Origin of the sequence: Bradyrhizobium sp. HKCCYLS3013 (genome assembly GCF_051167615.1) — a bacterium.
In the GTDB taxonomy this organism is placed as follows: Bacteria; Pseudomonadota; Alphaproteobacteria; order Rhizobiales; family Xanthobacteraceae; genus Bradyrhizobium.
Genome location: NZ_JBNPTK010000020.1, coordinates 58,275 through 79,416 on the forward strand (window position 1 = coordinate 58,275; position 21,142 = coordinate 79,416).

Below are 21,142 nucleotides of genomic sequence, written 5' to 3' on the forward strand. Positions count from 1 at the left end.
CGCCAGCGGTCAGGGACTGCGCGGCGTTGTGTCGACGGCGGGGAGTGGGGCGGCCCTGGCGGCGGTCGCCTGGGCCTCGTCGATGAGGCCGGCTGACAGCATTTTGTCGAGCATGTAGTTGCGCCGCTCGCCGTCGCGCTCAGAGGGCCTCGGCATCTGGAAACGCGCGAGGAGCAGGGCGATCTCGTCGATGTTGAGGTCTGCCAGGGGCTTGCCGAAATGCGCGGTCGCCGCCGCTGCGACACCATAGGCGTTGCGGCCGAGATAGCTGTCGTTCAGGTAGGAATCGAGAATTCGCTCGCGCGACAGGGTTCGTTCCAGACGGCCCATGAAGACCGTGTTTCCGACGTGCCAATCCAGGCCGCGACAACAGTCTGGAGCCAAAGCTTGCAGGCAATGGCGGGTGACCGTAAACGTAATCCTCGTATCGGGCCGTCGGCCGTCGATGATGGCCGCCATTGTCGCCGGCAGAACGAGATTGGGCCGTGTCTGAAAGTCGGCGCCAGCCGACGCGATGACGGCCTGCCGCAGCAGCAGGGGCATGTCTGCCAGCGCGACGTGCGGCGATCCCGCTTCGAGCGGACAAAGATGGCCGGCGGCAGGAAGCGCTGCGATCTCGGCTTCAGTAGGGACGCCAAGATGATATTCGGCGTACCATATCGCGTAGGCTTCGGCGTAGAGCAGCAGGACGACGGCAAGCGAGAGAACGGCCAGGATCGACTTGCCGAGCAGGATGATGAAGACGCGTTGGGTGCCGAGACGTTGCATCGTCAGATCATTAGTTCCACCCGAAGCATTTCGGTTCATCAGGGCGTTCCAGCACGATCACAGCAGAGCGCCAGGAAACGGGTGGCCGTCGCTCATCATTCTGTCGCATCCTCGTCATTCCGGGATGCGCGCCCTTGCGCGCAGGCGCGGAATCCATAACCACGATCGTGAGTATGGATTCCGGGCTCGTCGCTTCGCGCCGCCCCGGAATGACAGCTGGGATGAATTGCATGGCCAGACTTAAGCACGCAGTGCCCGACCTCAATTCCATCGCCGCGACTGGCGTCGATGCGATCGATTGGGCGATGGTTGACCGCGACCTCGACGTCAGCGGCTCCGCGGTGTTAAAGCAACTCGTGTCGCCCGACACCTGCCGCATGTTGGCCTCTCTCTATCCGGACGACCGGCATTTCCGCAGCCGCGTGGTGATGGCGAGGCATGGGTTCGGGCGCGGCGAGTACAAATATTTCAGCTATCCGCTGCCGGATCCGATCGCGGAGTTGCGGCCGCGGATCTATTCCCATCTCGTCGCGATCGCCAACCGGTGGAATGCGACCATGGGGATCGACGTCCGCTATCCCGCCGAGCACGACGACTTCCTGGCGCGCTGTCATCAGGCCGGCCAGGTCAGGCCGACGCCGCTCTTGCTGCAATATGTCGACGGCGACTACAACTGCCTGCACCAGGATCTCTATGGCGAGCATGTGTTTCCGCTGCAGGTTGCGATTCTCCTATCCGAGCCGGGGCGTGATTTCGACGGCGGCGAGTTCGTGCTGACCGAACAGCGGCCGCGCATGCAGTCGCGCGCCGAGGTGGTGCCGCTCCGGCAGGGCGACGCCGTGGTGTTCGCGGTCCACAATCGCCCGGTCCAGGGCACCCGCGGCAGCTACCGCGTCAACATGCGCCATGGCGTGAGCCGGCTGCGTTCCGGTCGGCGGCATACGCTCGGGGTGATCTTTCACGATGCGAAGTAGCAAATGACGGATCTGTTCGATGGATTTGAGATCGCCGGACCGGCGCGCCAGCCGCTCGCGCCCGGCGCGGTGCTGCTGCGTGGTTTTGCGCAGCCGCATGAGACGGAACTTCTGGCCGCGATCGAGGCGATCACCGCGCAGGCGCCGTTCCGCCGGATGATCACGCCCGGCGGCCACCAGATGTCGGTGGCGATGACGAATTGCGGGTCGGTCGGCTGGGTGACGGACCGCAGCGGCTATCGCTATGATGCATGTGATCCGGACACCGGTCGGCCATGGCCGGCGATGCCGCCGCTGTTGCGACAACTCGCCGAGCAGGCGGCGAATGAGGCAGGCTTTGCCGCCTTCGCGCCCGATGCCTGCCTGATCAATTGCTACGAGCCCGGCGCCAAGATGTCGCTGCATCAGGACCGCGACGAGCGCGACATCGGCGCGCCGATCGTCTCGGTGTCGCTGGGGCTGCCGGCGACGTTCCTGTTCGGCGGCCTCAAGCGCTCCGACAAGACGCAACGCTATCAGCTGGCCCATGGCGACGTCGTCGTCTGGGGCGGCCCGGCGCGGCTCGCCTTTCACGGCGTCGGGCCGCTCGCCGGCGGCGAGCATGCTCGGCTCGGGCGCCGGCGCATCAACCTGACGTTCCGCCGCGCGCAGTAGTCCAGCCGCTGTGTGCTCTTCGTCATTTTGCATCGGCCGCCACCCGCTCTATGCTGCCCTCCGGGAGAGGGGCCATGAGCACTGTCGAACTTGCGGACGAGCGGGCGCCGGCGGCGACGCGGCTCGGACTCCACCTTGCGCTGCTGCAGCTGGTGTTCACGCTGCTGTGGACGACCTATGTGATCTATCTGCCCAAGCTTGCGGCCCAGGCCGGCATCGCGCCCTCGGCCGTCGTTCTGATCCTGATGCTGGACCAGGCGATCTTCACGCTGTCGGACACGGCCATGGGAATCGCCGCGGATCGGCTCGGGCCCATCGCCTCGCGATTCGGTCTCTTCATCGGCCTGCTGACTGCGATATCCTGCGCCGCCTTCGTGGCGCTGCCTTTCGCGGCAGCGTCGGCGGGTCCTGCGGTCTTTATCGGACTGATCGCGATCTGGGCGCTGACCTCGTCAGTGTTGCGCGCGCCGCCCTTGACGCTGCTCGGGCGTCATGCGGCCCGGCCGGCCATTCCGTTCCTGGCAGCGCTGGTCATGCTCGGCTACGGCGTGGCCGGCGCCGTGTCGCCCTATCTCGGCGTGATCCTGCGCGACTACGATCCGCGCCTGCCGTTCGTCATCTCATCGGCTGTGCTGCTGCTGACGGCGCTCGGTCTCTCGCGCATTCCGCAGGATAGCGGTCCGGCAGCGCAAGCAGTGGCCAAGCCTGAGCCCAAGCCGCTGCGGGGACTGCCGCTGCTGTTCATCGGCGCCATGGTAATCCTTGCGCTCGGCTACCAGCTGCATTTCAGCATCAACAGCTCGGCTTTCTATCTCCGCTTCGCCAGGCCGGAGGACTTGTCCTGGCTGATGCCGGTGTTCTGGATCGGCTTCAACCTTGTGCTGTTCCCGGCCAGCGTGGTCGTCAAGCATCGCGGCGGGCTCATGGTGATGGGAATCGCCGGTCTACTCGGCGCGCTCGCGATCGTGATCGCCGAGCTCGCGGGCGCACTGACCGTGCTGATCGTGGCGCAGTTCATCGCCGGGGCCGCCTGGGGCTGCATGATGATGAGCGCCATTTCCGCGGCGCTCGCGATCGGGACGACCGGCGCCGAGGGCAAGGTGACCGGGCTCGTGTTCTCGGCGCTGGCGCTGGCAACCTTCGCGCGGATCGCCGCCGTCGCCGGCGGCCTACAGAAGCTGCCGGATTATGCGCCGCTGGTGCAGTGGGCGCCGGTCGCCTGCTGGCTCGTGGCCGGCGCCGGCCTGCTGGCGATGGCCGCGGCTGGATTGCAGGGACGCCGCGCGTCCCCACCGTGAGGACGATCAGATCCCTGCAGGCTTCGCCGGATGGATGAAGGCCCAGGGCGAGACTTCCGAGTCGCGCGGCACCTCGATGTCGATCAGATAGGGCCCGCCATGCGCGAGCGCCGTCTCCAGCGCGGCTTTGAACTGACCGGGCGCGGTAACGCGGCTCGCCGCGACACCGAACGACTCCGCGAGCTTGACGAAATCCGGATTGACGAGATCGGAGGCGACGACGCGGCCGTCGAAGCGCTCGCGCTGGTCGCGCCGGACGTTGCCGTAGGAGTTGTTGTTGAACACCAGCGTGACCACGCCGATGTTGTACTGCACGGCCGTCGCCAGCTCCTGCACCGCGAACATGAAGCCGCCGTCGCCTGTGATCGCCACCACCGGTCTGTCGGGATGCGCGACCTTGGCGCCGAGCGCGGTCGGGAAGCCCGCGCCGAGCGTGCCCTGATAGCCCGAGGTGATGAAGGTGCGCGGCTCGTACACCGGAAAGCCGTACCAGGAGGCGAAGCCGACCTGCGACAATTCGTCGGTGACGATGGCATCGTGCGGCAGCACCTCGCGCAGCACGTTCAGATAGGCCATCTGCGGCTGCACCTTCTGGATCTCCTGCAAGGTCGCGGCGCTGGCCTCGCGAATGGTCGCGCGGCGGCCGGAGGTCTTGCGGTAGCCCGCCTTGCCGACGGCCGCTGAGAGTGCAGCCGTCCCGGCCTTGGCATCGGCGACGATGCCGGCATCGACGACCAGGCGCCGCATTTCAGCGGGGTCGATGTCGATGCGGATCGACTTCAAACCATCGGGCTTGAACGGCCAGCGGAACGTGGTCGGCAGCTCCATGCGGGTGCCGATTCCGATCATCAGGTCGGTGGTAGGCCACAGCCTGTAGGCGGCGGCCATCGTGAGCCCGAGCTCATGCGCGTTGGAGACGATGCCGCGTCCGGACCGGAACGCCACGACCGGCGCGTCGATCATCTCGGCCAGCTCGAGGATCTCCTCGCGGGCCTCGATCGCGCCGGCGCCGACGAAGATCATCGGCGTTTTCGCAGAGGTAATCAGTCCGGCGGCCTTGACGATGCGGTCGGGATCGGGCTGCGGCGGCGCGAACTGCGGCAGCGGCTTGGCAGCGGCCGTCTCGGCCTTCTGCGTGAACACGTCCCACGGCATCTCGAGGGCCGTGGGACCGCGTCGCCCCGACAGCATTTCCTGGAACGCGCGCGCGACCAGCGTCGGCGCGCTGTCGGGATATTCGATGCGCTCCGCCCATTTGACGAAGGTGCGCAAGGTGGCGAGCTGGTCGGGCATCTCGTGCAGATGGCCGCGGCCACGGCCGAGATAATCCGTCGGCACCTGGCCCGTGAGACACAGCACCGGCTCGTTGCAGCCGAAGGCGGTGAGCAACGCCGCGCCGGCGTTGAGCACGCCGGGTCCGGGAACGACGCTGAATACGCCGGGCCTGCCGCTGGCGCGGGCATAGCCGAACGCCATGTAGCCGCAGGCCTGTTCGTGGCGGGCGCCGACGACCTTGAGCTGCGCCTGGTGGAAGGCGTCGAACAGGCCGTAGACCTGCGCCCCAGGAAGGCCGAACACGGTGTCGACGCCGTGGGCGACGAGCCCGCTGACGATGGCTTCGCCGCCGGTCATGGTGGTCATGCTGACATTCCGTTGCTGATTTTATAGAGCTTCGTCGACGACGCCATTGCGCAAGGTACCGACGCCCTCGGCTTCGATCTCGATGACGTCGCCGGGCTTCAGATAGCGCGGCGGGTCGAACCGTGCACCGGCGCCGGTCGGCGTCCCCGTCACGATCACGTCACCGGGCATGAGCGTGGTGAAGGTCGAGATGTAGTTGATGAGGTAGCGGAAGCCGAACATCAGCCGCGACGTGCGATCGTCCTGGCGCAATTCGCCATTGACGCGCGTCGTCAGCCGGATGTCGGCAATCTGGCTTTCGTCGGTGTAGCGCACGATCCAGGGCCCGAGGCTGCCGGTGGAGTCGAAGTTCTTGCCCTGGGTGACGTTGAACTTGGCGTGCCGCACCCAGTCGCGGATGGTGCCCTCGTTGCACAGCGTCAACGCGGCGATGTGATCCAGCGCCTGGGCCTCCGGGATGTGACGGCCGGCCTTGCCGATGATCAGCACGAGCTCGCCTTCGTAGTCCAGTTGCAGCGAGGCGCGCGGGCGCACCAGGGGCGTCTCGTGGCCGACGAAGGAGCGCGGCGTGCGCATGAACATCGACGGATATTTCGGCGCGTCCTGGCCATCCTTGTATTCGGCGTTGCGATCGGGATAGTTGACGCCGATGCAGATGATCTTCTCGGGCGAGGGGATGGGCGGCAGCCAGGTGATGGCATCGAGGCCGTGATCGGGCGAGAGGCCGGCGGCGGTCTCGATCAGCCGCGGCAGGGCGCCCGCCGCGATGACTTCGCGTAAGGTCGGATAGTCCTTGGCGAAGCGCGCCGAGAGATCGACAAGACCTTTGTCAGTGACAAGTCCATAGCGGACAGAGCCGTTGACGGAGTAGGTCGCGAGGCGAGGGGAGGTCATGGGCATCTCTCCTTACACGCCGAGCCGCTGGATCTTGTGGGTGCCGCGCGCGAGCGAGACGTGCTTGGTCTCCATGTAGAAGTCGAACGAATAGTCGCCGCCGTCGCGGCCGATGCCCGACGCCTTCATGCCGCCGAACGGCGTCGGCAGGTGGCGGACGTTCTCCGAGTTCAGCCAGATCATGCCGGCCTCCAGCGCGTCGGCGACGCGCAGCGCGCGGCCCATGTCGCCGGTCCAGACATAGCCGGTGAGGCCATATTGCACGTCGTTGGCGATCGCGATCGCGTCGGCTTCGTCGCGGAACGGGATCACGGTGAGGAACGGCCCGAACACTTCTTCCTGCGCCACGCGCATGGTCTGGCGCGCGCCGGTCACCAGCGTCGGCTCGACGTAATGGCCGCCGCCCGGGCCGTCGAACCGCTTGCCGCCGACGGCGATGATCGCACCGTCCTCGCGCGCAACGTCGACATAGGAGCAGACCTTCGCGAGATGCCGCTCATGGATCAGCGGCCCGATCTCGGTCGCCGGATCGAGCGGATGACCCACTTTCAGCGCACGCACGCGCGCGGCGAGCTTGGCCGTGAACGCCTCGGCGATGCTCTGCTGCACCAGCAGCCGGCTCGACGACGTGCAGCGCTCGCCGTTGAGCGAGTAGATCATGAACACGACGGCGTCGAGCGCGCGGTCGAGATCGGCATCGTCGAACACGATCACGGGGTTCTTGCCGCCGAGCTCGAAATGCACGCGCTTCAGGGTCGGCGCGCCCTGCGCCATGATTGCGGATCCCGTCGAGCTCTCGCCGACGAAGCCGATTGCCTTGATCGCGGGATGCTCCGTCAGCGCCTTGCCGGCCTCTTCGCCGAAGCCATGCACCGTGTTGAGCACGCCGTCGGGAATGCCGGCGTCCTTGGCGAGCTTGGCGAGCCATTGCGCCGTGATCGGCGACCACTCCGCCGGCTTGTGCACGACCGTGCAGCCGGCCGCGAGTGCGGGGGCGATCTTCCAGGTCGACAGCATGAACGGCGTGTTCCAGGGCGTGATCACGCCGACCGGGCCGATCGGCACCCGGGTCGAAATGTTCCAGTGCTCGTCGCTCGGCGTGCTCTGGCCGTCGCGGGCCTCGGTGCATTTGTCGGCGAAGAAGCGGAAGTTTTCCGCGGCGCGGATCGCGGCCTTGGCCATGAAGCGATAGGCCTGCCCGGTATCGATACATTCGAGCACCGCGATGTCGTCGGCATGATCCTCGATCGCATCGGCCACGCGATGCAGCAGCTTGCGACGCATCGCCGGCGCCATGTCGCGCCAGGATTTGAAGGCAAGTGCGGCCGATGTCGCCGCGCGGTCGATGTCCTCGGCATTGCCGCGTGCGACGGTCGCGAGCACGGTGTTGTCGATCGGAGACTTGGTCTCGAACGTTGCGCCCGAGATGGCCGGCACCACCTTGCCGTCGATGAAATGGCCGATGCCCTCGTGCTTCAGCTTCGCGAGCAGGGGAGCCGCGCGGTCGAGGTTGGACTTGTAAATGTCGGTTTTGGGATTGGCCTTATCCATGGGATGCCTTCGCTTTCAGGGCGTCGTGGATGTTGTTGCGTTTCCAGCTGGTCGCGGCGTCGTTGATCTGCATGTCGAAGGACAGCGCGAACTTGCTGCTGGCGAAGACGGGATCGAGGTAATCCGAGAGCGCCTTGAAGACGTATTCGCCGGCCTTCTGCCGTGCCGGGAGGTCGCGGCCTTCGCCGAGCCGCAGCAGCATGGCGAGGAAGGCGGCATCGGGCTTGCCGTCGGCGATCGCGTAATGCTCGCAGCGGATCGCGCGCACGCGGATGCCGCCGATCGGAAAGATCCCGGTCTCACTGGCGGCCTTACGGACCACCTCGCAGACGTTGGCCATCACGACAAAGGCGTCGAGATTGGCGGAGTATTCGATGCTGAAATGCGGCATGATGCGGTCGCTCCGGTGCAGGCGTCAGGTGAAGTAACAGCTCACCGTTCCATACGGGCCGTAGTCGGCCTGGATGGTGTCGCCCTTGCGGGCCTCGATCGGCCGGATGAAGGAGCCGGCCAGAACGACCTGGCCTGGTTCGAGGGCAAGCCCGCGCGCTGCGATCTTGTTGGCGAGCCAGGCAACGGCCGTCGCCGGGTTGTTCAGCACGCCGGCGGCCAAGCCGGTCTCTTCCAGTTGGCCGTTCTTATAACAGAGTGCGCCGATCCAGCGCAGGTCGGTATCGAGCGGCCGCAGCGGCCGGCCGCCGAGCACGATTCCGGCATTTGCCGCGTTGTCGGCGATCGTATCGAAGATCTTGCGGGTCGCCTTGGTCGCGGGATCCACCCGCTCGATCCGCGTATCCAGGATTTCCAGTGCCGGTACCACGAAATCGGTCGCGTTGAGCACGTCGAACACCGTGCAGTCCGGCCCCGACAGACGGTGCTTCATGACGAAGGCAAGCTCCGCCTCGATCCGCGTCGCGATGAAGCGGTCGGACGGCACCAGCCCGCCATCGGCAAAGAACATGTCGTCGAGCAGCACGCCCGAATCCGGCTCATCGATGTTCAGCGCGCTCTGCATCGCCTTCGATGTCAACCCGATCTTGTGCCCCTTGATGACGCGGCCCGCGGCCACCTTGATGCCGATCCAGGCCTCCTGGATGGCATAGGCATCCGCGATGGTGATATCGGGAAACTCCTGCGAAAACTGCCTGATCTGGTGGCGGCTCTTTTCAGCCTGATCCAGGCGTAACGCGCAGCTATGTATCTGGTCGCTCGAAAGAGGCATGGTTGTCGCTCAGAAAAGAGGTGGCCGCAGATGATTAACATGTTAAGTTTCTGCCGGCAAACCGAAAGGACGTTTGCTGCAGTGCAAATATTCGGGGCGACCCCCAGGAGATTGATGTGAGCGAGACCAGGGCGAAGGTCGCGAGGCCGGCGGCGAAGGACGCCCGCAAGGTGCCGATGCGCGACTTCTCGCAGTCGCTGCCGATGGCCTTGTTGCGGGCGCGCGAGGCCGTGATGCGGCAGTTTCGTCCCAATCTGCGGCAGCACGGCCTGACCGAGCAGCAATGGCGCATCCTGCGCGCGCTGGCGGCGGTCGACGTGATCGAGGTGACCGAGCTGGCGCGGGTCGCGTTCCTGCTCGGGCCCAGCCTGTCCCGCATCCTGCGCGATCTCGAGGCGCGTGGCTTGATTCAGCGCGAAGTCGATAGTCGCGACATGCGCAGGGGCGTGCTGTCGATTTCGAGCAAGGGCATGAAGCTGATCGCGCAGGTCGCGCCGAGCTCGGAGGCGATCTACGCATCGATTGCCAGCCGGTACGGTACACGCAAGCTTGCCGCATTGCACAAGATGCTTGGCGAGCTCGAGCTGAGCATCGGCGGCGATCTCGCCCCCGACGACAGCGGTGACGGCTGATATGCCGCGGACGAGGCGCAACGGAAGGGGTCTCGTACTTGGCAGGCCGTTCGGCGTTTTGATAAGAAGCGATGCAGTCGAGCGGAGATGGCGTGCGTCGCAGGCATGGCATTCCATGCTAACTCTGTCTGCATGCTGATCGAACCCGCGAGTTGTCATGGTCACAATCAAGGTTGCCCGCCTCATCGATTTCGTCGCCGACGTCTTCGAACATGCCGAGTCCTCTGCTGAGGAGGCGCGGCGGATCGCCACCTATCTCACGACGGCAAATCTCACCGGGCATGACAGTCACGGTGTGATCCGGGTGCCCGTCTATATCCGCTGGAAGAAGATGGGATCGATCGTGCCCAACCAGACGGCGGACATCGTGGTCGACACGCCGTCGCTGGTGGTCGTGGACGGCAAGTTCGGCTACGGCCAGACGGTGACGCCGCAGGCCGTGAGGATCGGCATCGAGCGCTGCAAGAAGAGCGGCCTGGCTGCGCTGGCGCTGCGCAATTCCGGCCATCTCGGCCGCGTCGGCGACTGGGCAGAAATGGCCGCCGCCGAAGGACTCGTGTCCATTCATTTCGTCACGGCCGCGGGCTCCCTGCTGGTGGCGCCCTATGGCGGCGTCGAGAAGCGGTTCTCGACCGCGCCCTATTGTGTCGGCATCCCGCGCCAGGGGCAGGATCCCATCGTGCTCGATTTCGCGACCTCGATCGTGGCCGAGGGCAAGGTCCTGGTGGCGAGCCGCGGCGGCAAGAAGCTGCCCAAGGGCGCTTTGATCGATGCCGACGGGACGCTCAGCGAGGATCCGGCGGTGCTCTATGGACCCTATGAGACCGAGGGGACGCGCGACCACACCAAGGGGACGGGAGCGATCCGCGCTTTCGGCGAGCACAAGGGCTCCGGGCTCGCCTTTATCTGTGAGCTGCTCGGCGGCGCCTTGACCGGCACCGGGGCGACGTCGGCAAACCGGCGCTTCGCCAACGGCATGCTCGCGATCTACATCGACCCGAAGGTGGTCGATCCGGCGAGCTTCTTCGACGGTGAGATCACCCGCTATACGGATTTCATCCGGGCGACCAAGCCGGTCTCCGGCGTCGATCAGGTGCTGGTGCCGGGCGACCCCGAGCGCAAGATGCGGGCCGAGCGTACGGCCAATGGCGTGCCATTGCCCGACGACACCTGGGCGGCAATAGTGAACACGGCGCGCGACGTGGGTGTCAGCGAAGCGAGCATTCAGCGGGCGACATCGTGATATCAGTGTGATCGCCGGTGGCGCGAGCGATCCACGCGCAGATTGAGCGGGATTGCATTGCGTTGCGCCATCGGCGAGAACGAATTTGAACGAGACAGAACGGTTGAACAACAAGGGAAGGAAACGCAGTCGTGGCGAACAATAAGGTCAAGCAGCTCTGGGCCGAAGGCAAGGCGGTGGTGAATGCCTGGCTCGCGATCCCCTCGGGGTTTTCCGCGGAGGTCGTGGCTCAGTGCGGCTTCGACAGCGTCACCGTGGACATGCAGCACGGGGTGCAGGACTATCTGTCGATGGTCCAATGCTTCCAGGCGATGCATGGCCATCCGGTCACGCCGATGGTGCGCGTGCCGTGGAACGAGCCCGGCATTATCGGCAAGGTGCTCGATGGCGGCGCCTATGGCGTCATCTGCCCGATGGTCAACACAGCGCAGGAAGCCCGCAACCTCGTTTCCTACTCAAAATATCCGCCGAAGGGCGTGCGCTCCAACGGTCCGATTCGTTCGGGCATGTATGGCAGTGCGGGCGAGTATCAGAAGACGGCCAACGACGAGATCGTGCTGCTGCCGATGATGGAGACCAGGACCGCGGTCGAGAACATGGAGGCCATCCTCGATGTCGAAGGCATCGACGGCGTCTATATCGGGCCCTCCGATCTCGGCTTTTCCTATGGTCTGGTGCCGAAGCTCGATCGCGACGAGCCGGAGATCCTCAAGATCTATGAGAAGATCGTGAAGGAATGCGGCAAACGCGGGCTCAATCCCGGCATTCATTGCAGCGGCGCCGAGGGTGCGGTCCGCGCCATCAACATGGGCTTCAAGCTCGTGACCTTGTCGAACGAGGTCGGCCTGATGCAGGTCTATGCCCGCCAGCAGGTCGCGCAGACCCGCAAGGACTCCGGCGGCAAGGCGTAACGAGAAAGGCGAATGGCGAGGAGGGCGTAGCGAAGAGGATCCGTTTCCTTTCGCTATGCGCCGCTCGCCATTCGCATGTTTGTTCGCGATCGACGTCCTGATACGAGAGAGACAGCCATGGCTCCGCCCCCCGTCATTCGTCTGCATCCCGAGGACAGCGTCCTGATTGCGCGCGCCAGCCTGCCTCCGGGGCTGTCGATTGCCGAGGGGGTCACGACGACCGACCGGATTCCGGCCGGTCACAAGGTCGCGGTGCGTCCGATCGCGCAGGGCGAGCCGATCCGCCGCTACGGCCAGATCATCGGCTTCGCCACCGCGCCGATCGCGCCGGGCCAGCATGTTCATACACAGAACTGCGGCATGGGCGATTTCGCCAAGGACTACGCCTATGGGGTCGACGTGAAGCCGACACCGAATTTCGATCTTCCGGCGACGTTCGAGGGCATTCGCCGGCCCGATGGCCGGGTTGCGACCCGCAACTACATCGGCATTCTGACCTCGGTGAACTGCAGCGCCCATGTTGCGGGCCTGGTCGCCGATGTGTTCAAGCGCAATCCGTTCACTGGCGACGATCCGCTCGCCGACTACCCCAACGTCGACGGCGTGGTGGCGCTGACGCACAAGACCGGCTGCGGCATGACGCTGGACGAACCGCTGAAGCTGTTGCGGCGAACCCTGGGTGGCTACGCGCGGCACGCGAATTTCTCCGCTGTGATCGTGCTCGGCCTTGGCTGCGAGGCCAATCAGATCGGCGGATTGATGGAGGAGCAGAAGCTCGCCGGCCGCCTGCGCGCCATGGACATCCAGGAGGTCGGCGGCACCCGCAAGACCGTCGAGGCCGGCATCGGCTTCGTGAAGGAAGCGCTCGCCGACGCCAACAGGGTCAAGCGCGAGACGGTTCCGGCCAGCGAACTGACAGTCGCCCTTCAATGTGGTGGATCCGACGGCTATTCCGGCATCTCGGCCAATCCGGCGCTCGGTGCGGCAAGCGATCTGCTGGTGCGACATGGCGGCACAGTGATCCTGTCGGAGACACCGGAGACCTATGGTGCCGAGCATCTGCTGACGCGCCGCGCGGTCAGCCGCGACGTCGGCGAGAAGCTCGTTTCCCTGATGCGCTGGTGGGAGGAGTATACGGCGCGCGAGGGTGCGGAGATGAACGCCAATCCCAGCCCGGGCAACAAGGCCGGCGGCCTGACGACGATTCTCGAGAAGTCGCTCGGCGCGATGGCCAAGGCCGGCAGCACCAATCTGGTCGATGTGCTGCATTATGCGGAAGCCGTCACCAAGAAGGGCTTCGTGTTCATGGACACGCCCGGCTACGACCCGGTCGCGGCGACGGGGCAGGTGGCCGGCGGCGCCAATCTCGTCTGCTTCACCACCGGCCGCGGCAGCGTGTTCGGCTGCAAGCCGGCGCCGTCGATCAAGCTCGCGACCAACACGCCGATGTACAAGCGGATGGAAGACGACATGGACGTCAATTGCGGAACCATCCTCGACGGCGAGGAGACGGTTCAGGACTGCGGCCAGCGCATCTTCGAACTGATGCTGAAGACCGCCTCGGGGCAGCCGACCAAGAGCGAGAGCTTCGATTTCGGCGGGGCCGAGTTCGCGCCCTGGGTGCTCGGCGCGACGATGTAGCTGGATCGGCGTAGCTGGATCACTCAGCTATTCGACGGCCCCTATCGGGGCTGTGGTTTGGATGTCCCGGCATCTGATCGCAGCTGAGATCGCAAGTTAGCTGAGATTTGATCGCAACTGAGATCAGATGACAGGTGAGGGCGTCGCCATGTGCTGGCTGTCGTGGTCAGCCTGTTATGGGCAGTCCGTCATGGGCTGGCCCTGCCGACGCTCGCACGACAGCGGCGCCGAGCAATTTACCGCTGGTGACCCAGGCCGATGCCGAGCGCCAGAGCCTTCTGGCGGAGCGAGCCTTCGGTCCGCTTCATCGCCTTGGCGATCTTGGCAACCGGGGTCTTGGACTTCGAGTGCTGCTTCAGCAGCTTGATGTCGGCGGGCGTGTAGGGTTTCCGCGCCAACTTCTTGGTAGCTGCCTTCTTAGCTGTCTTCGCCACTTGATTCTCCTTTTGGCAATGGTGGTCCTAAATAGCATGTGTAGTCGAGCTATCAAGCGATTGCGGCAAATGCAACGCTATTAGTTCTTGTTAGTTCATCATTCGGGGTTAATCCCTGCTTTGACGAACTGGTCAATCTTCCGTGAGCGCTTCCGCGGCTTCCTGTGGACAACTCTGCGTGGAGCGGCTGATAGGTTGTTTGTTCTTCTCTCGTTCTTCGTTCCGGCCCCGATTGGGGCGCGCAGCGGCCGGAAAAGCGACCGGTACGTGCAGCGGAGGCACCTGATAGGGGGGATACATTCCAACGGCGCGGCGCCAAATGCCGCCTTTCGGGCTTAGGATAGTTCAATAGGCAGCTCTTGCCCTTTGTTAGTGCTTGATCCCTAAGCACAGCAATGTTCTGCTCAAAAAAGTTGCTGGAGCGCCGAAACCTCGTGTCAATCTACGTCGCGTTACATCACGTCACCCATTACAAATATGATCGTCCGGTCGAACTGGGCCCGCAGACCATCCGCCTGCGTCCTGCACCCCATACCAGGACCCCCGTGCTGAGCTATTCGCTCAAGGTCACGCCGCCCAACCATTTCGTAAACTGGCAGCAGGACCCGCAGGGCAATTGGCTGGCCCGCTACGTTTTCCCCGAGAAGGTGAACGAACTCAAAATCGAGGTCGACTTCACGGCGCAGATGACCGTGATCAATCCGTTCGACTTCTTCGTCGAGCCTTATGCCGACAGTTTTCCCTTCGCCTATCCGGACGGCCTCAAGGTGGAACTCGCGCCCTATCTCGAGACGATCGAGCCGGGGCCGTTGTTCGCGGAATACTTGAAGTCGATTCCCCGTGACGCGGACAACACGGTCAACTATCTCGTCGAACTCAATGCGCAGTTGCAGAAAAAGATTCGTTATATCATCCGGATGGAGCCCGGCGTTCAAACGCCGGAGGAGACGCTGTCTCAGGCCGCCGGATCCTGTCGCGACTCGGCATGGCTGCTGATCCAGACGCTGCGACATCTCGGCCTCGCCGCCCGCTTCGTCTCCGGCTATTTGATCCAGCTCCGTCCCGACATCGATCCGGTCGAGGGACCGGTCGAGGTCGAGAATGATTTCACCGATCTGCATGCCTGGGCCGAGGTCTATCTGCCCGGCGCTGGATGGATCGGCTTCGACGTCACCTCGGGCATGCTCGCGGGCGAGGGGCACATTCCGGTCGCGGCTACGCCGCACTATCACTCGGCCGCGCCGATCAGCGGCAGTGCCGGCGTTGCCGAGGTCGATTTCAACTTCGAGATGAATGTGAGGCGCATCCGCGAAGCGCCGCGGATCACCCGGCCATTTTCGGATGAGGCGTGGGGCCGGCTCGACCGCCTCGGCGAAGCGGTCGATGTCGATCTCGCCGCGCACGACGTGCGCCTCACGATGGGCGGCGAGCCGACCTTCGTATCGATCGACGACATGGAGTCGGCGGAGTGGAATACGGCGGCGGTCGGTCCAGCCAAGCGCGGGCTCGCCGACAGCCTGATCCGACGTCTGCGCGCGCGGTTCGCGCCCGGCGGCCTGCTGCACTACGGCCAGGGCAAGTGGTATCCTGGCGAAAGCCTGCCGCGCTGGGCGTTCGGACTGTATTGGCGCAAGGATGGCGAGCCGATCTGGCGCAATCCGGATCTGATCGCCAGCGTCGATGGCCCGCGCATGGCGACGATCCAGGACGCAGAGCGTTTCCTCGATACGGCCGCCGAGACGCTCGGGCTCGAGCCGGACTACGTGCTGCCCGCGTTCGAAGATCCCGCGCATTGGCTGCAGAAGGAAGCCGCGCTGCCCGAGAACGTCGATGCGCTTGACTCCAAGCTCGCCGATCCCGAGGAACGCGCGCGGATGGCGCGGGTGTTCGACGAAGGGCTGCACATTCCGCGCGGCTTCGTGCTGCCGATCCAGCGCTGGAATGCACAGCCCAGGCGCTGGCGCAGCGAGCGCTGGGGCCTGCGGCGCAAGCGGCTTTTCCTGATTCCCGGCGACTCGCCGCTCGGCCTGCGGCTGCCGATCGGCTCGCTGGCCCACATTCCGCCGGAGGATTTCCCGTACATCCACGAGCAGGACCCGATGGAGGAACGCGGGCCGCTGCCGACCTACACGCAGGGGCGCCCGGTGATCGTACCGCAGGTGCCGCCGCTGCCGAAGCTCGATCGCGCGCCGAAGCCGCAGCAGGACGTGCAGTATCAGTACTGGGGCGGGCTCGGGGTCCGCACCGCGATGTCGGTCGAGATCCGTGACGGCATTCTCTGCGTGTTCATGCCGCCGGTCGAAACCATCGAGGACTACCTGGAACTCGTTGCAACGGTCGAAGCGACGGCCGAGGCGATGCAGATCAAGGTTCACGTCGAGGGCTATGCCCCGCCGTTCGATCCGCGCATCGAGGTGATCAAGGTGACACCCGATCCCGGCGTCATCGAGGTCAACATCCAGCCGGCCGCGAGCTGGCGGCAATCGGTCGACATCACTTTCGGGCTCTATGAGGACGCGGCGAAGGTGAGGCTCGGCGCCAATCGCTTCCTGATCGACGGCCGCCACACCGGCACCGGCGGCGGCAATCATGTCGTCGTCGGCGGCAGCTCGCCGCCGGATTCGCCGTTCCTGCGGCGCCCGGATCTGCTGAAGAGCCTGGTCCTGTATTGGCAACGGCACCCGTCGCTGTCTTATTTGTTCTCCGGCATGTTCATCGGGCCGACCAGCCAGGCTCCGCGAATCGACGAGGCGCGCCACGACAGCCTCTATGAGCTCGAGATCGCGCTCGCCAACGTGCCCCACGTCGGGCAGAGCGTGCCGCTGTGGCTGGTCGACCGGCTGTTCCGGCATCTGCTGGTCGACATCACCGGCAACACCCATCGCTCGGAGGTCTGCATCGACAAGCTGTACTCGCCGGAGGGACCGACGGGCCGGCTCGGACTGGTGGAGTTCCGCGCGCTGGAAATGCCGCCGGATCCGCGGATGTCGCTGGCGCAGCAGCTTCTCATCCGAGCGCTGATCGCCAAATTGTGGCGCGAGCCGCAGGATGGCCGGTTCGTGCGCTGGGGCACGGCGCTGCACGACCGCTTCATGCTGCCTCACTTCATCTGGGAAGATTTTCTTGATGTGCTGGATGAGCTGCGGTCGTCCGGCTACGACTTCTCGCCGGAATGGTACCAGGCGCAGCTCGAATTTCGCTTTCCGACCTTCGGCCGCGTGCAGCATGGCGGCGTGACCCTGGAGCTGCGGCAGGCGCTGGAGCCCTGGCATGTGCTGGGCGAGGAGGGCGCCGCGGGCGGCACCGTGCGCTACGTGGATTCCTCGGTCGAGCGGCTTCAAGTGAAAGCCGAAGGGTTTGTCGAGGGCCGCCACCTCATCACCTGCAATGGTAGGAGGATGCCGATGACCTTGACCGGGCGATCCGCCGAGGCGGTCGCGGCGGTGCGCTTCAAGGCGTGGCAGCCGGCCTCCGGCCTGCACCCCACGATTCCGGTGCATGCGCCGCTGACCTTCGACCTGATCGACACCTGGAACGGCCGTTCGCTCGGCGGCTGCGTCTATCACGTCGCCCATCCCGGCGGCCGTAACTACGACACCAAGCCGATCAACTCCTACGAAGCGGAGGCGCGGCGGCTCGCCCGCTTCCAGGATCACGGCCACACTCCCGGACGAATCGCGCTGCCGCCGGAAGAACGCACAAATGAATTCCCGATGACCCTCGACTTGCGCAGGCCGCTCCTGCATTGATGGCACGGAGTTTGTGCGGAGGACCAGGGTATGGACGGCTCGAGCGGCCAGGACCAGGGAGCGAGCCCCGCCGCCGGTCGGCCGGCGGCACGTTCTCCGCTGCGCCGTGCCGAGCATTGGGCCCGCGATTATGCCCGGCTCCCCGGCATCCCCGATGAGTTCATCGGCGCCGATCGCCAGCCGCGGCCGGTCTGGACCCGCTTTGCTGATACCTTCGCCGCACTCGCGCCGACCGATATCGACCGCCGGTTCGCCTCTGCCGATCGCCATCTGCGCGAGGCCGGCGTTACCTATCGCTCGCCGGGCGACAATGCCGAACGGTCGTGGCCGCTCAGCCATCTGCCGCTGCTGATCGACGAGTCCGAATGGGCGCAACTGTCCCAAGGCATCGTCCAGCGCGCCGAGCTGTTCGAGCGCGTGCTGCGGGACATCTATGGCGAGGGCCGGCTGGTGACGAGCGGCGCGCTGCCGGCGGCCGCCGTCGCCGGCTCCAGCGAATATCTGCGTCCGGTCTGCGGCGTCAAACCGCCGGGCGGGCGCTTCCTCAGCGTCTATGCCGCCGACATCGGCCGCGGCCCCGACGGGCGCTGGTGGGTGCTCAATGATCGCACCCAGGCGCCGTCCGGCATGGGCTACGCGCTGGAAAACCGCCTGGTGCAGTCGCGCGCCTTCTCCTCGATCTACAAGTCCATGAACGTGGAGCGGCTCGCGCCGTTCTTCGAAGCATTCCGCGATGCGCTGCGCGCCAGCGCCGATCGTGACGAGCCGCGCATCGCCGTGCTCACGCCGGGCATGTTCAGCGAGACCTATTTCGAGCACGCGACCTTGGCGCGCTATCTCGGCTTCCTGCTGGTCGAGGGCGACGATCTCGCCGTCAGCGGCGACCGCGTGCACATCCGCACCGTCGCGGGCCTCAAGCGCGTCGACGTGCTGCTGCGGCGGCTCGATTCCAACTCGCTCGATCCGCTCGAGCTCGATGCCGGCTCGCGGCTCGGCGTCGCCGGCCTGATGGACGTCGTGCGCAAGGGCGGCGTGGTGATCGCCAACATGCCGGGCTCCGGCGTGCTGGAGGCGCGTGCGCTGCTTGGCTTCCTGCCGAGCCTCGCGCGGCGCGTGCTCGGTGAGGATCTCAAGATCCCGCACATCGCGACCTGGTGGTGCGGCCAGAAGTCCGCGCGCGACGAGGTGCTGTCGCGGCTCGAAGAGTTCGCGATCGAAGGCGCCTATGGCCGCGCCGTGCCCGGCTTCGCCAGCAGCGGTCCGGTGCTGGCCGGCGAGCTCTCGGCCGCGGAGCGCGAGCGGCTGCGCGCGGCGATCAGCCAGCGCGGCATCGACTATGTCGGCCAGGAGGTGGTGCGGCTGTCGACCACGCCGGTGTGGGAGGGGGGCCGGATCGCACCGCGGCCGTTCGTCCTGCGGGTGTTCGCGGCCGCCACGCCCGACGGCTGGACCGTCATGCCCGGGGGCTTCTGTCGCATCGCCGACAAGCCCGATGCGCGCGCGGTGTCGATGGGCGACGGCGCGCGCGCCGCCGACGTCTGGGTGGTGTCCGACAAGGCGGTCGCGGCGCGCAGCTTGCTGCCGGGCTCCGACAATGTGCGGATCCGCCGCATCGCCGGCGTGCTGCCGAGCCGTGCCGCCGACAATCTGTTCTGGCTGGGACGCTATCTGGAGCGCGCCGAGGCCACCGTGCGGCTGATCCGCGCGCTCGCCGCCCAGCATCGCGATCCCGGCAAGGGCTCGCTGGCGCAGCTCAACACCGCCGAGCGCATCCAACGGCTGTTGCTGGCGTGGGGCGCGGTCGGGCAGACCTCGCGCAGCAAGGGATTCCAGGTGGCGGCCGAGGCGCTGCAGGCCGAGGCGCAGTTCGGCTCGGCGCTGTCGCTGCTCAGATCGGCCCAGCGCACCGCGACCTCGCTGCGCGAGCGCCTCTCGCCCGACGCCTGGCAGGTCATCACCGAGATGCCGAACCGGCTGGCGCAGGAGGCCGAGGATGAGGACGCCGTCGTCAGCATCGCCGAGCTCACGCTCGACCGGCTCGCGAGCTTCGCCGGCCTCGCCCAGGAGAACATGAACCGCGCCGCCGGCTGGCGGTTTCTCGACATGGGGCGCCGCGTTGAACGCGCCATCAACACCGCGCGCTTCGCGCGCCAGTTCGGCTATGACGAGGCGACGCCCGAGGATCTCGACGTCCTGCTCACGCTCGTCGACTGCCAGATCACCTATCGCTCGCGCTATCTGATCGGCCCGTCGCTGGCGCCGATCCGCGACCTCGTCGTGCTCGACCTCTACAATCCGCGCTCGGTCGCGTTCCAGGTCGAGCTGCTCAACGAGCACATCGCGAGCCTGCCGGTGCTCAAGGAGAACGGGCTGATCGAGCGGCCGCAGCGCCTCGCGATCTCGCTGGGCGCGCGGCTGACCGCGGCAGAGGCGGCGCATCTCGATGGCCGCGCCCTGTTTGCGCTGGAGCAGGACCTGCTCAACCTGGCGGAGGCGATCGGCCAGCATTATTTCCCGCATGGTCCGAATGCGACGCGGCCGGAAAAGCTGACGGGCCTCGCGTGATCTACGACATCCGGCACGTCACGACCTATGAGTATGAGAGCGCCGTCAGCTTCGCGCGCTGCTCGCTGCGGCTCGAGCCGCTCAGCGGCGACGGCCAGGAGCTGATCTCGCACAGCGTCGACATCCGGCCGCGGCCCTCGGAGCGGACCGCGCGGCGCGATTTCTTCGGAACGTTGACCGAGAGCGTCGTGATCGACACCCAGCACCGCCACCTGCGCATCGACTCGCGCTCGCGGGTGAGGCTGTCGCGCACGCCGCCCGAGCGCGATGCGCCGAGTGCGGACTGGGAGCAGGTGCGCGATGCAGCGTTCGAGGCGACGAGCCTCGGCCCGTCGTCGCCGATCGGCTACGTCTTCGAAAGCGCGCTGGTGCCGGTGCTGGAGCTGGTGACGGACTATGCTGCGGCAAGCTTTCGCGCCGGCACCGGCATCGTCACCGGCGCCGCCGATCTGATGCGGCGCATCCGCAAGGAGTTCAGATACGATCCGAAGGCGACCGTGATCTCGACCCCGCTGCGCGAGGTGTTCGACAATCGCCATGGCGTCTGCCAGGATTTTGCGCATGTCATGATCGCCGGCCTGCGTGGCCTCGGCCTGCCCGCGGCCTATGTCAGCGGCTATCTGCGCACCATCCCGCCGGAGGGCCAGCCCCGGCTGCAGGGCGCCGACGCCACCCATGCCTGGGTGTCGCTGTGGTGCGGCGAGGAGCTCGGCTGGATCGGCTTCGATCCGACCAACGATCTCCTGGTCGGCAATGATCACATCATCCTCGGCATGGGCCGCGACTTCTCCGACGTGTCGCCGGTCGACGGCATCATCGTCGGCTCGCCCAAGCAGAAGCTCGGCGTCGCCGTCGACGTCGTGAGGGTCGAGTAGGGCGGTTCCCTCGAGGGGAACATCCGGAACATTTTTCCCGCATCGCACTTGATCCGCCCGAGGGGCCCGAATGGGGGCTGGCTGACCCTT

17 protein-coding genes are annotated in these 21,142 nt (G+C 66.0%); 10 read left to right on the plus strand and 7 right to left on the minus strand.

Annotated elements, in window-relative coordinates:
- Window positions 1–9 precede the first annotated feature (9 nt).
- Window positions 10–807, minus strand: coding sequence for a transglycosylase domain-containing protein (locus ACQR1F_RS27875; protein ID WP_434914224.1), 798 nt, complete (start codon window positions 805–807; stop codon window positions 10–12).
- Between the two features lie 191 nt (window positions 808–998).
- On the opposite strand from ACQR1F_RS27875, the gene ACQR1F_RS27880 reads away from it, so the two are divergent.
- The 3 genes from ACQR1F_RS27880 (at window position 999) to ACQR1F_RS27890 (ending at window position 3,694) form a co-directional block, all read left to right on the plus strand.
- A complete protein-coding gene (locus ACQR1F_RS27880) occupies window positions 999–1,742 on the plus strand; it encodes a 2OG-Fe(II) oxygenase (RefSeq protein WP_434840186.1) in 744 nt (247 codons plus the stop codon).
- Window positions 1,743–1,745: 3 nt separating this feature from the next.
- Window positions 1,746–2,396, plus strand: coding sequence for a DNA oxidative demethylase AlkB (alkB, locus tag ACQR1F_RS27885; protein WP_434914225.1), 651 nt, complete (start codon window positions 1,746–1,748; stop codon window positions 2,394–2,396).
- Window positions 2,397–2,470: 74 nt separating this feature from the next.
- Entirely contained in the window at window positions 2,471–3,694 is a 1,224-nt protein-coding gene (locus ACQR1F_RS27890; RefSeq protein ID WP_434914226.1) for an MFS transporter, read from the plus strand.
- A gap of 6 nt (window positions 3,695–3,700) precedes the next feature.
- On the opposite strand, the gene ACQR1F_RS27895 is transcribed toward ACQR1F_RS27890, so the two are convergent.
- From ACQR1F_RS27895 to hpaH, 5 genes are read right to left on the minus strand one after another with little or no spacing between them, the layout of a single operon-like run.
- Complete coding sequence (locus ACQR1F_RS27895) at window positions 3,701–5,335, minus strand: thiamine pyrophosphate-dependent enzyme (protein WP_434914227.1); 1,635 nt, start codon at window positions 5,333–5,335, stop codon at window positions 3,701–3,703.
- A gap of 21 nt (window positions 5,336–5,356) precedes the next feature.
- Window positions 5,357–6,229, minus strand: a complete 873-nt coding sequence (locus tag ACQR1F_RS27900; protein ID WP_434847494.1) for a fumarylacetoacetate hydrolase family protein — start codon at window positions 6,227–6,229, stop codon at window positions 5,357–5,359.
- 12 nt (window positions 6,230–6,241) lie between these two features.
- Window positions 6,242–7,780 (minus strand): 5-carboxymethyl-2-hydroxymuconate semialdehyde dehydrogenase, encoded by a 1,539-nt coding sequence (hpaE, locus tag ACQR1F_RS27905; RefSeq protein ID WP_434914229.1) that lies wholly within the window; start codon window positions 7,778–7,780, stop codon window positions 6,242–6,244.
- The gene (locus ACQR1F_RS27910) at window positions 7,773–8,171 is read right to left on the minus strand and encodes a 5-carboxymethyl-2-hydroxymuconate Delta-isomerase (protein WP_315801284.1); all 399 of its coding nucleotides are present in this window, start codon (window positions 8,169–8,171) and stop codon (window positions 7,773–7,775) included. The genes hpaE and ACQR1F_RS27910 overlap by 8 nt, the downstream gene beginning before the upstream one ends.
- Window positions 8,172–8,195: 24 nt before the next feature.
- Complete coding sequence (gene hpaH / locus ACQR1F_RS27915) at window positions 8,196–9,002, minus strand: 2-oxo-hept-4-ene-1,7-dioate hydratase (protein ID WP_315801283.1); 807 nt, start codon at window positions 9,000–9,002, stop codon at window positions 8,196–8,198.
- A 176-nt stretch (window positions 9,003–9,178) separates the two neighbouring features.
- On the opposite strand from hpaH, the gene hpaR reads away from it, so the two are divergent.
- From hpaR to ACQR1F_RS27935, 4 genes are all read left to right on the plus strand, one after another.
- Window positions 9,179–9,634, plus strand: a complete 456-nt coding sequence (hpaR, locus tag ACQR1F_RS27920; RefSeq protein WP_409997893.1) for a homoprotocatechuate degradation operon regulator HpaR — start codon at window positions 9,179–9,181, stop codon at window positions 9,632–9,634.
- A 157-nt stretch (window positions 9,635–9,791) separates the two neighbouring features.
- Window positions 9,792–10,877, plus strand: coding sequence for a malate/lactate/ureidoglycolate dehydrogenase (locus ACQR1F_RS27925; RefSeq protein ID WP_316183351.1), 1,086 nt, complete (start codon window positions 9,792–9,794; stop codon window positions 10,875–10,877).
- A gap of 131 nt (window positions 10,878–11,008) precedes the next feature.
- Entirely contained in the window at window positions 11,009–11,788 is a 780-nt protein-coding gene (locus ACQR1F_RS27930) for an HpcH/HpaI aldolase family protein (protein WP_316183352.1), read from the plus strand.
- Window positions 11,789–11,905: 117 nt separating this feature from the next.
- Window positions 11,906–13,429 (plus strand): UxaA family hydrolase, encoded by a 1,524-nt coding sequence (locus ACQR1F_RS27935; protein ID WP_316218542.1) that lies wholly within the window; start codon window positions 11,906–11,908, stop codon window positions 13,427–13,429.
- Window positions 13,430–13,665: 236 nt separating this feature from the next.
- Here ACQR1F_RS27935 and ACQR1F_RS27940 read toward each other — a convergent pair whose 3' ends face one another.
- Window positions 13,666–13,863 (minus strand): hypothetical protein, encoded by a 198-nt coding sequence (locus ACQR1F_RS27940; protein WP_008964013.1) that lies wholly within the window; start codon window positions 13,861–13,863, stop codon window positions 13,666–13,668.
- A gap of 434 nt (window positions 13,864–14,297) precedes the next feature.
- Between ACQR1F_RS27940 and ACQR1F_RS27945 the strand changes: the two genes are divergently transcribed.
- Genes ACQR1F_RS27945 through ACQR1F_RS27955 form a run of 3 tightly spaced genes read left to right on the plus strand, consistent with a single transcriptional unit; the run spans window position 14,298 to window position 21,052 of the window.
- Entirely contained in the window at window positions 14,298–17,612 is a 3,315-nt protein-coding gene (locus ACQR1F_RS27945) for a DUF2126 domain-containing protein (RefSeq protein ID WP_434914230.1), read from the plus strand.
- Window positions 17,613–17,642: 30 nt separating this feature from the next.
- Window positions 17,643–20,177 carry a circularly permuted type 2 ATP-grasp protein gene (locus tag ACQR1F_RS27950; RefSeq protein WP_434914231.1) on the plus strand — a complete coding sequence of 845 codons (2,535 nt, stop codon included), beginning with the start codon at window positions 17,643–17,645 and terminating at the stop codon, window positions 20,175–20,177.
- The gene (locus tag ACQR1F_RS27955; protein ID WP_434914232.1) at window positions 20,174–21,052 is read left to right on the plus strand and encodes a transglutaminase family protein; all 879 of its coding nucleotides are present in this window, start codon (window positions 20,174–20,176) and stop codon (window positions 21,050–21,052) included. Before ACQR1F_RS27950 ends, ACQR1F_RS27955 begins: the two co-directional genes overlap by 4 nt.
- The last annotated feature ends 90 nt before the right edge of the window (window positions 21,053–21,142 follow it).

What these genes read in the sequence shown, in the direction of transcription:
- ACQR1F_RS27875 (WP_434914224.1), bottom strand. Translation starts at nt 807, where the DNA reads ATGAACCGAAATGCTTCGGGTGGAACTAATGATCTGACGATGCAACGT.
- ACQR1F_RS27880 (WP_434840186.1), top strand. Translation starts at nt 999, where the DNA reads ATGGCCAGACTTAAGCACGCAGTGCCCGACCTCAATTCCATCGCCGCG.
- alkB (WP_434914225.1), top strand. Translation starts at nt 1,746, where the DNA reads ATGACGGATCTGTTCGATGGATTTGAGATCGCCGGACCGGCGCGCCAG.
- ACQR1F_RS27890 (WP_434914226.1), top strand. Translation starts at nt 2,471, where the DNA reads ATGAGCACTGTCGAACTTGCGGACGAGCGGGCGCCGGCGGCGACGCGG.
- ACQR1F_RS27895 (WP_434914227.1), bottom strand. Translation starts at nt 5,335, where the DNA reads ATGACCACCATGACCGGCGGCGAAGCCATCGTCAGCGGGCTCGTCGCC.
- ACQR1F_RS27900 (WP_434847494.1), bottom strand. Translation starts at nt 6,229, where the DNA reads ATGACCTCCCCTCGCCTCGCGACCTACTCCGTCAACGGCTCTGTCCGC.
- hpaE (WP_434914229.1), bottom strand. Translation starts at nt 7,780, where the DNA reads ATGGATAAGGCCAATCCCAAAACCGACATTTACAAGTCCAACCTCGAC.
- ACQR1F_RS27910 (WP_315801284.1), bottom strand. Translation starts at nt 8,171, where the DNA reads ATGCCGCATTTCAGCATCGAATACTCCGCCAATCTCGACGCCTTTGTC.
- hpaH (WP_315801283.1), bottom strand. Translation starts at nt 9,002, where the DNA reads ATGCCTCTTTCGAGCGACCAGATACATAGCTGCGCGTTACGCCTGGAT.
- hpaR (WP_409997893.1), top strand. Translation starts at nt 9,179, where the DNA reads ATGCGCGACTTCTCGCAGTCGCTGCCGATGGCCTTGTTGCGGGCGCGC.
- ACQR1F_RS27925 (WP_316183351.1), top strand. Translation starts at nt 9,792, where the DNA reads ATGGTCACAATCAAGGTTGCCCGCCTCATCGATTTCGTCGCCGACGTC.
- ACQR1F_RS27935 (WP_316218542.1), top strand. Translation starts at nt 11,906, where the DNA reads ATGGCTCCGCCCCCCGTCATTCGTCTGCATCCCGAGGACAGCGTCCTG.
- ACQR1F_RS27950 (WP_434914231.1), top strand. Translation starts at nt 17,643, where the DNA reads ATGGACGGCTCGAGCGGCCAGGACCAGGGAGCGAGCCCCGCCGCCGGT.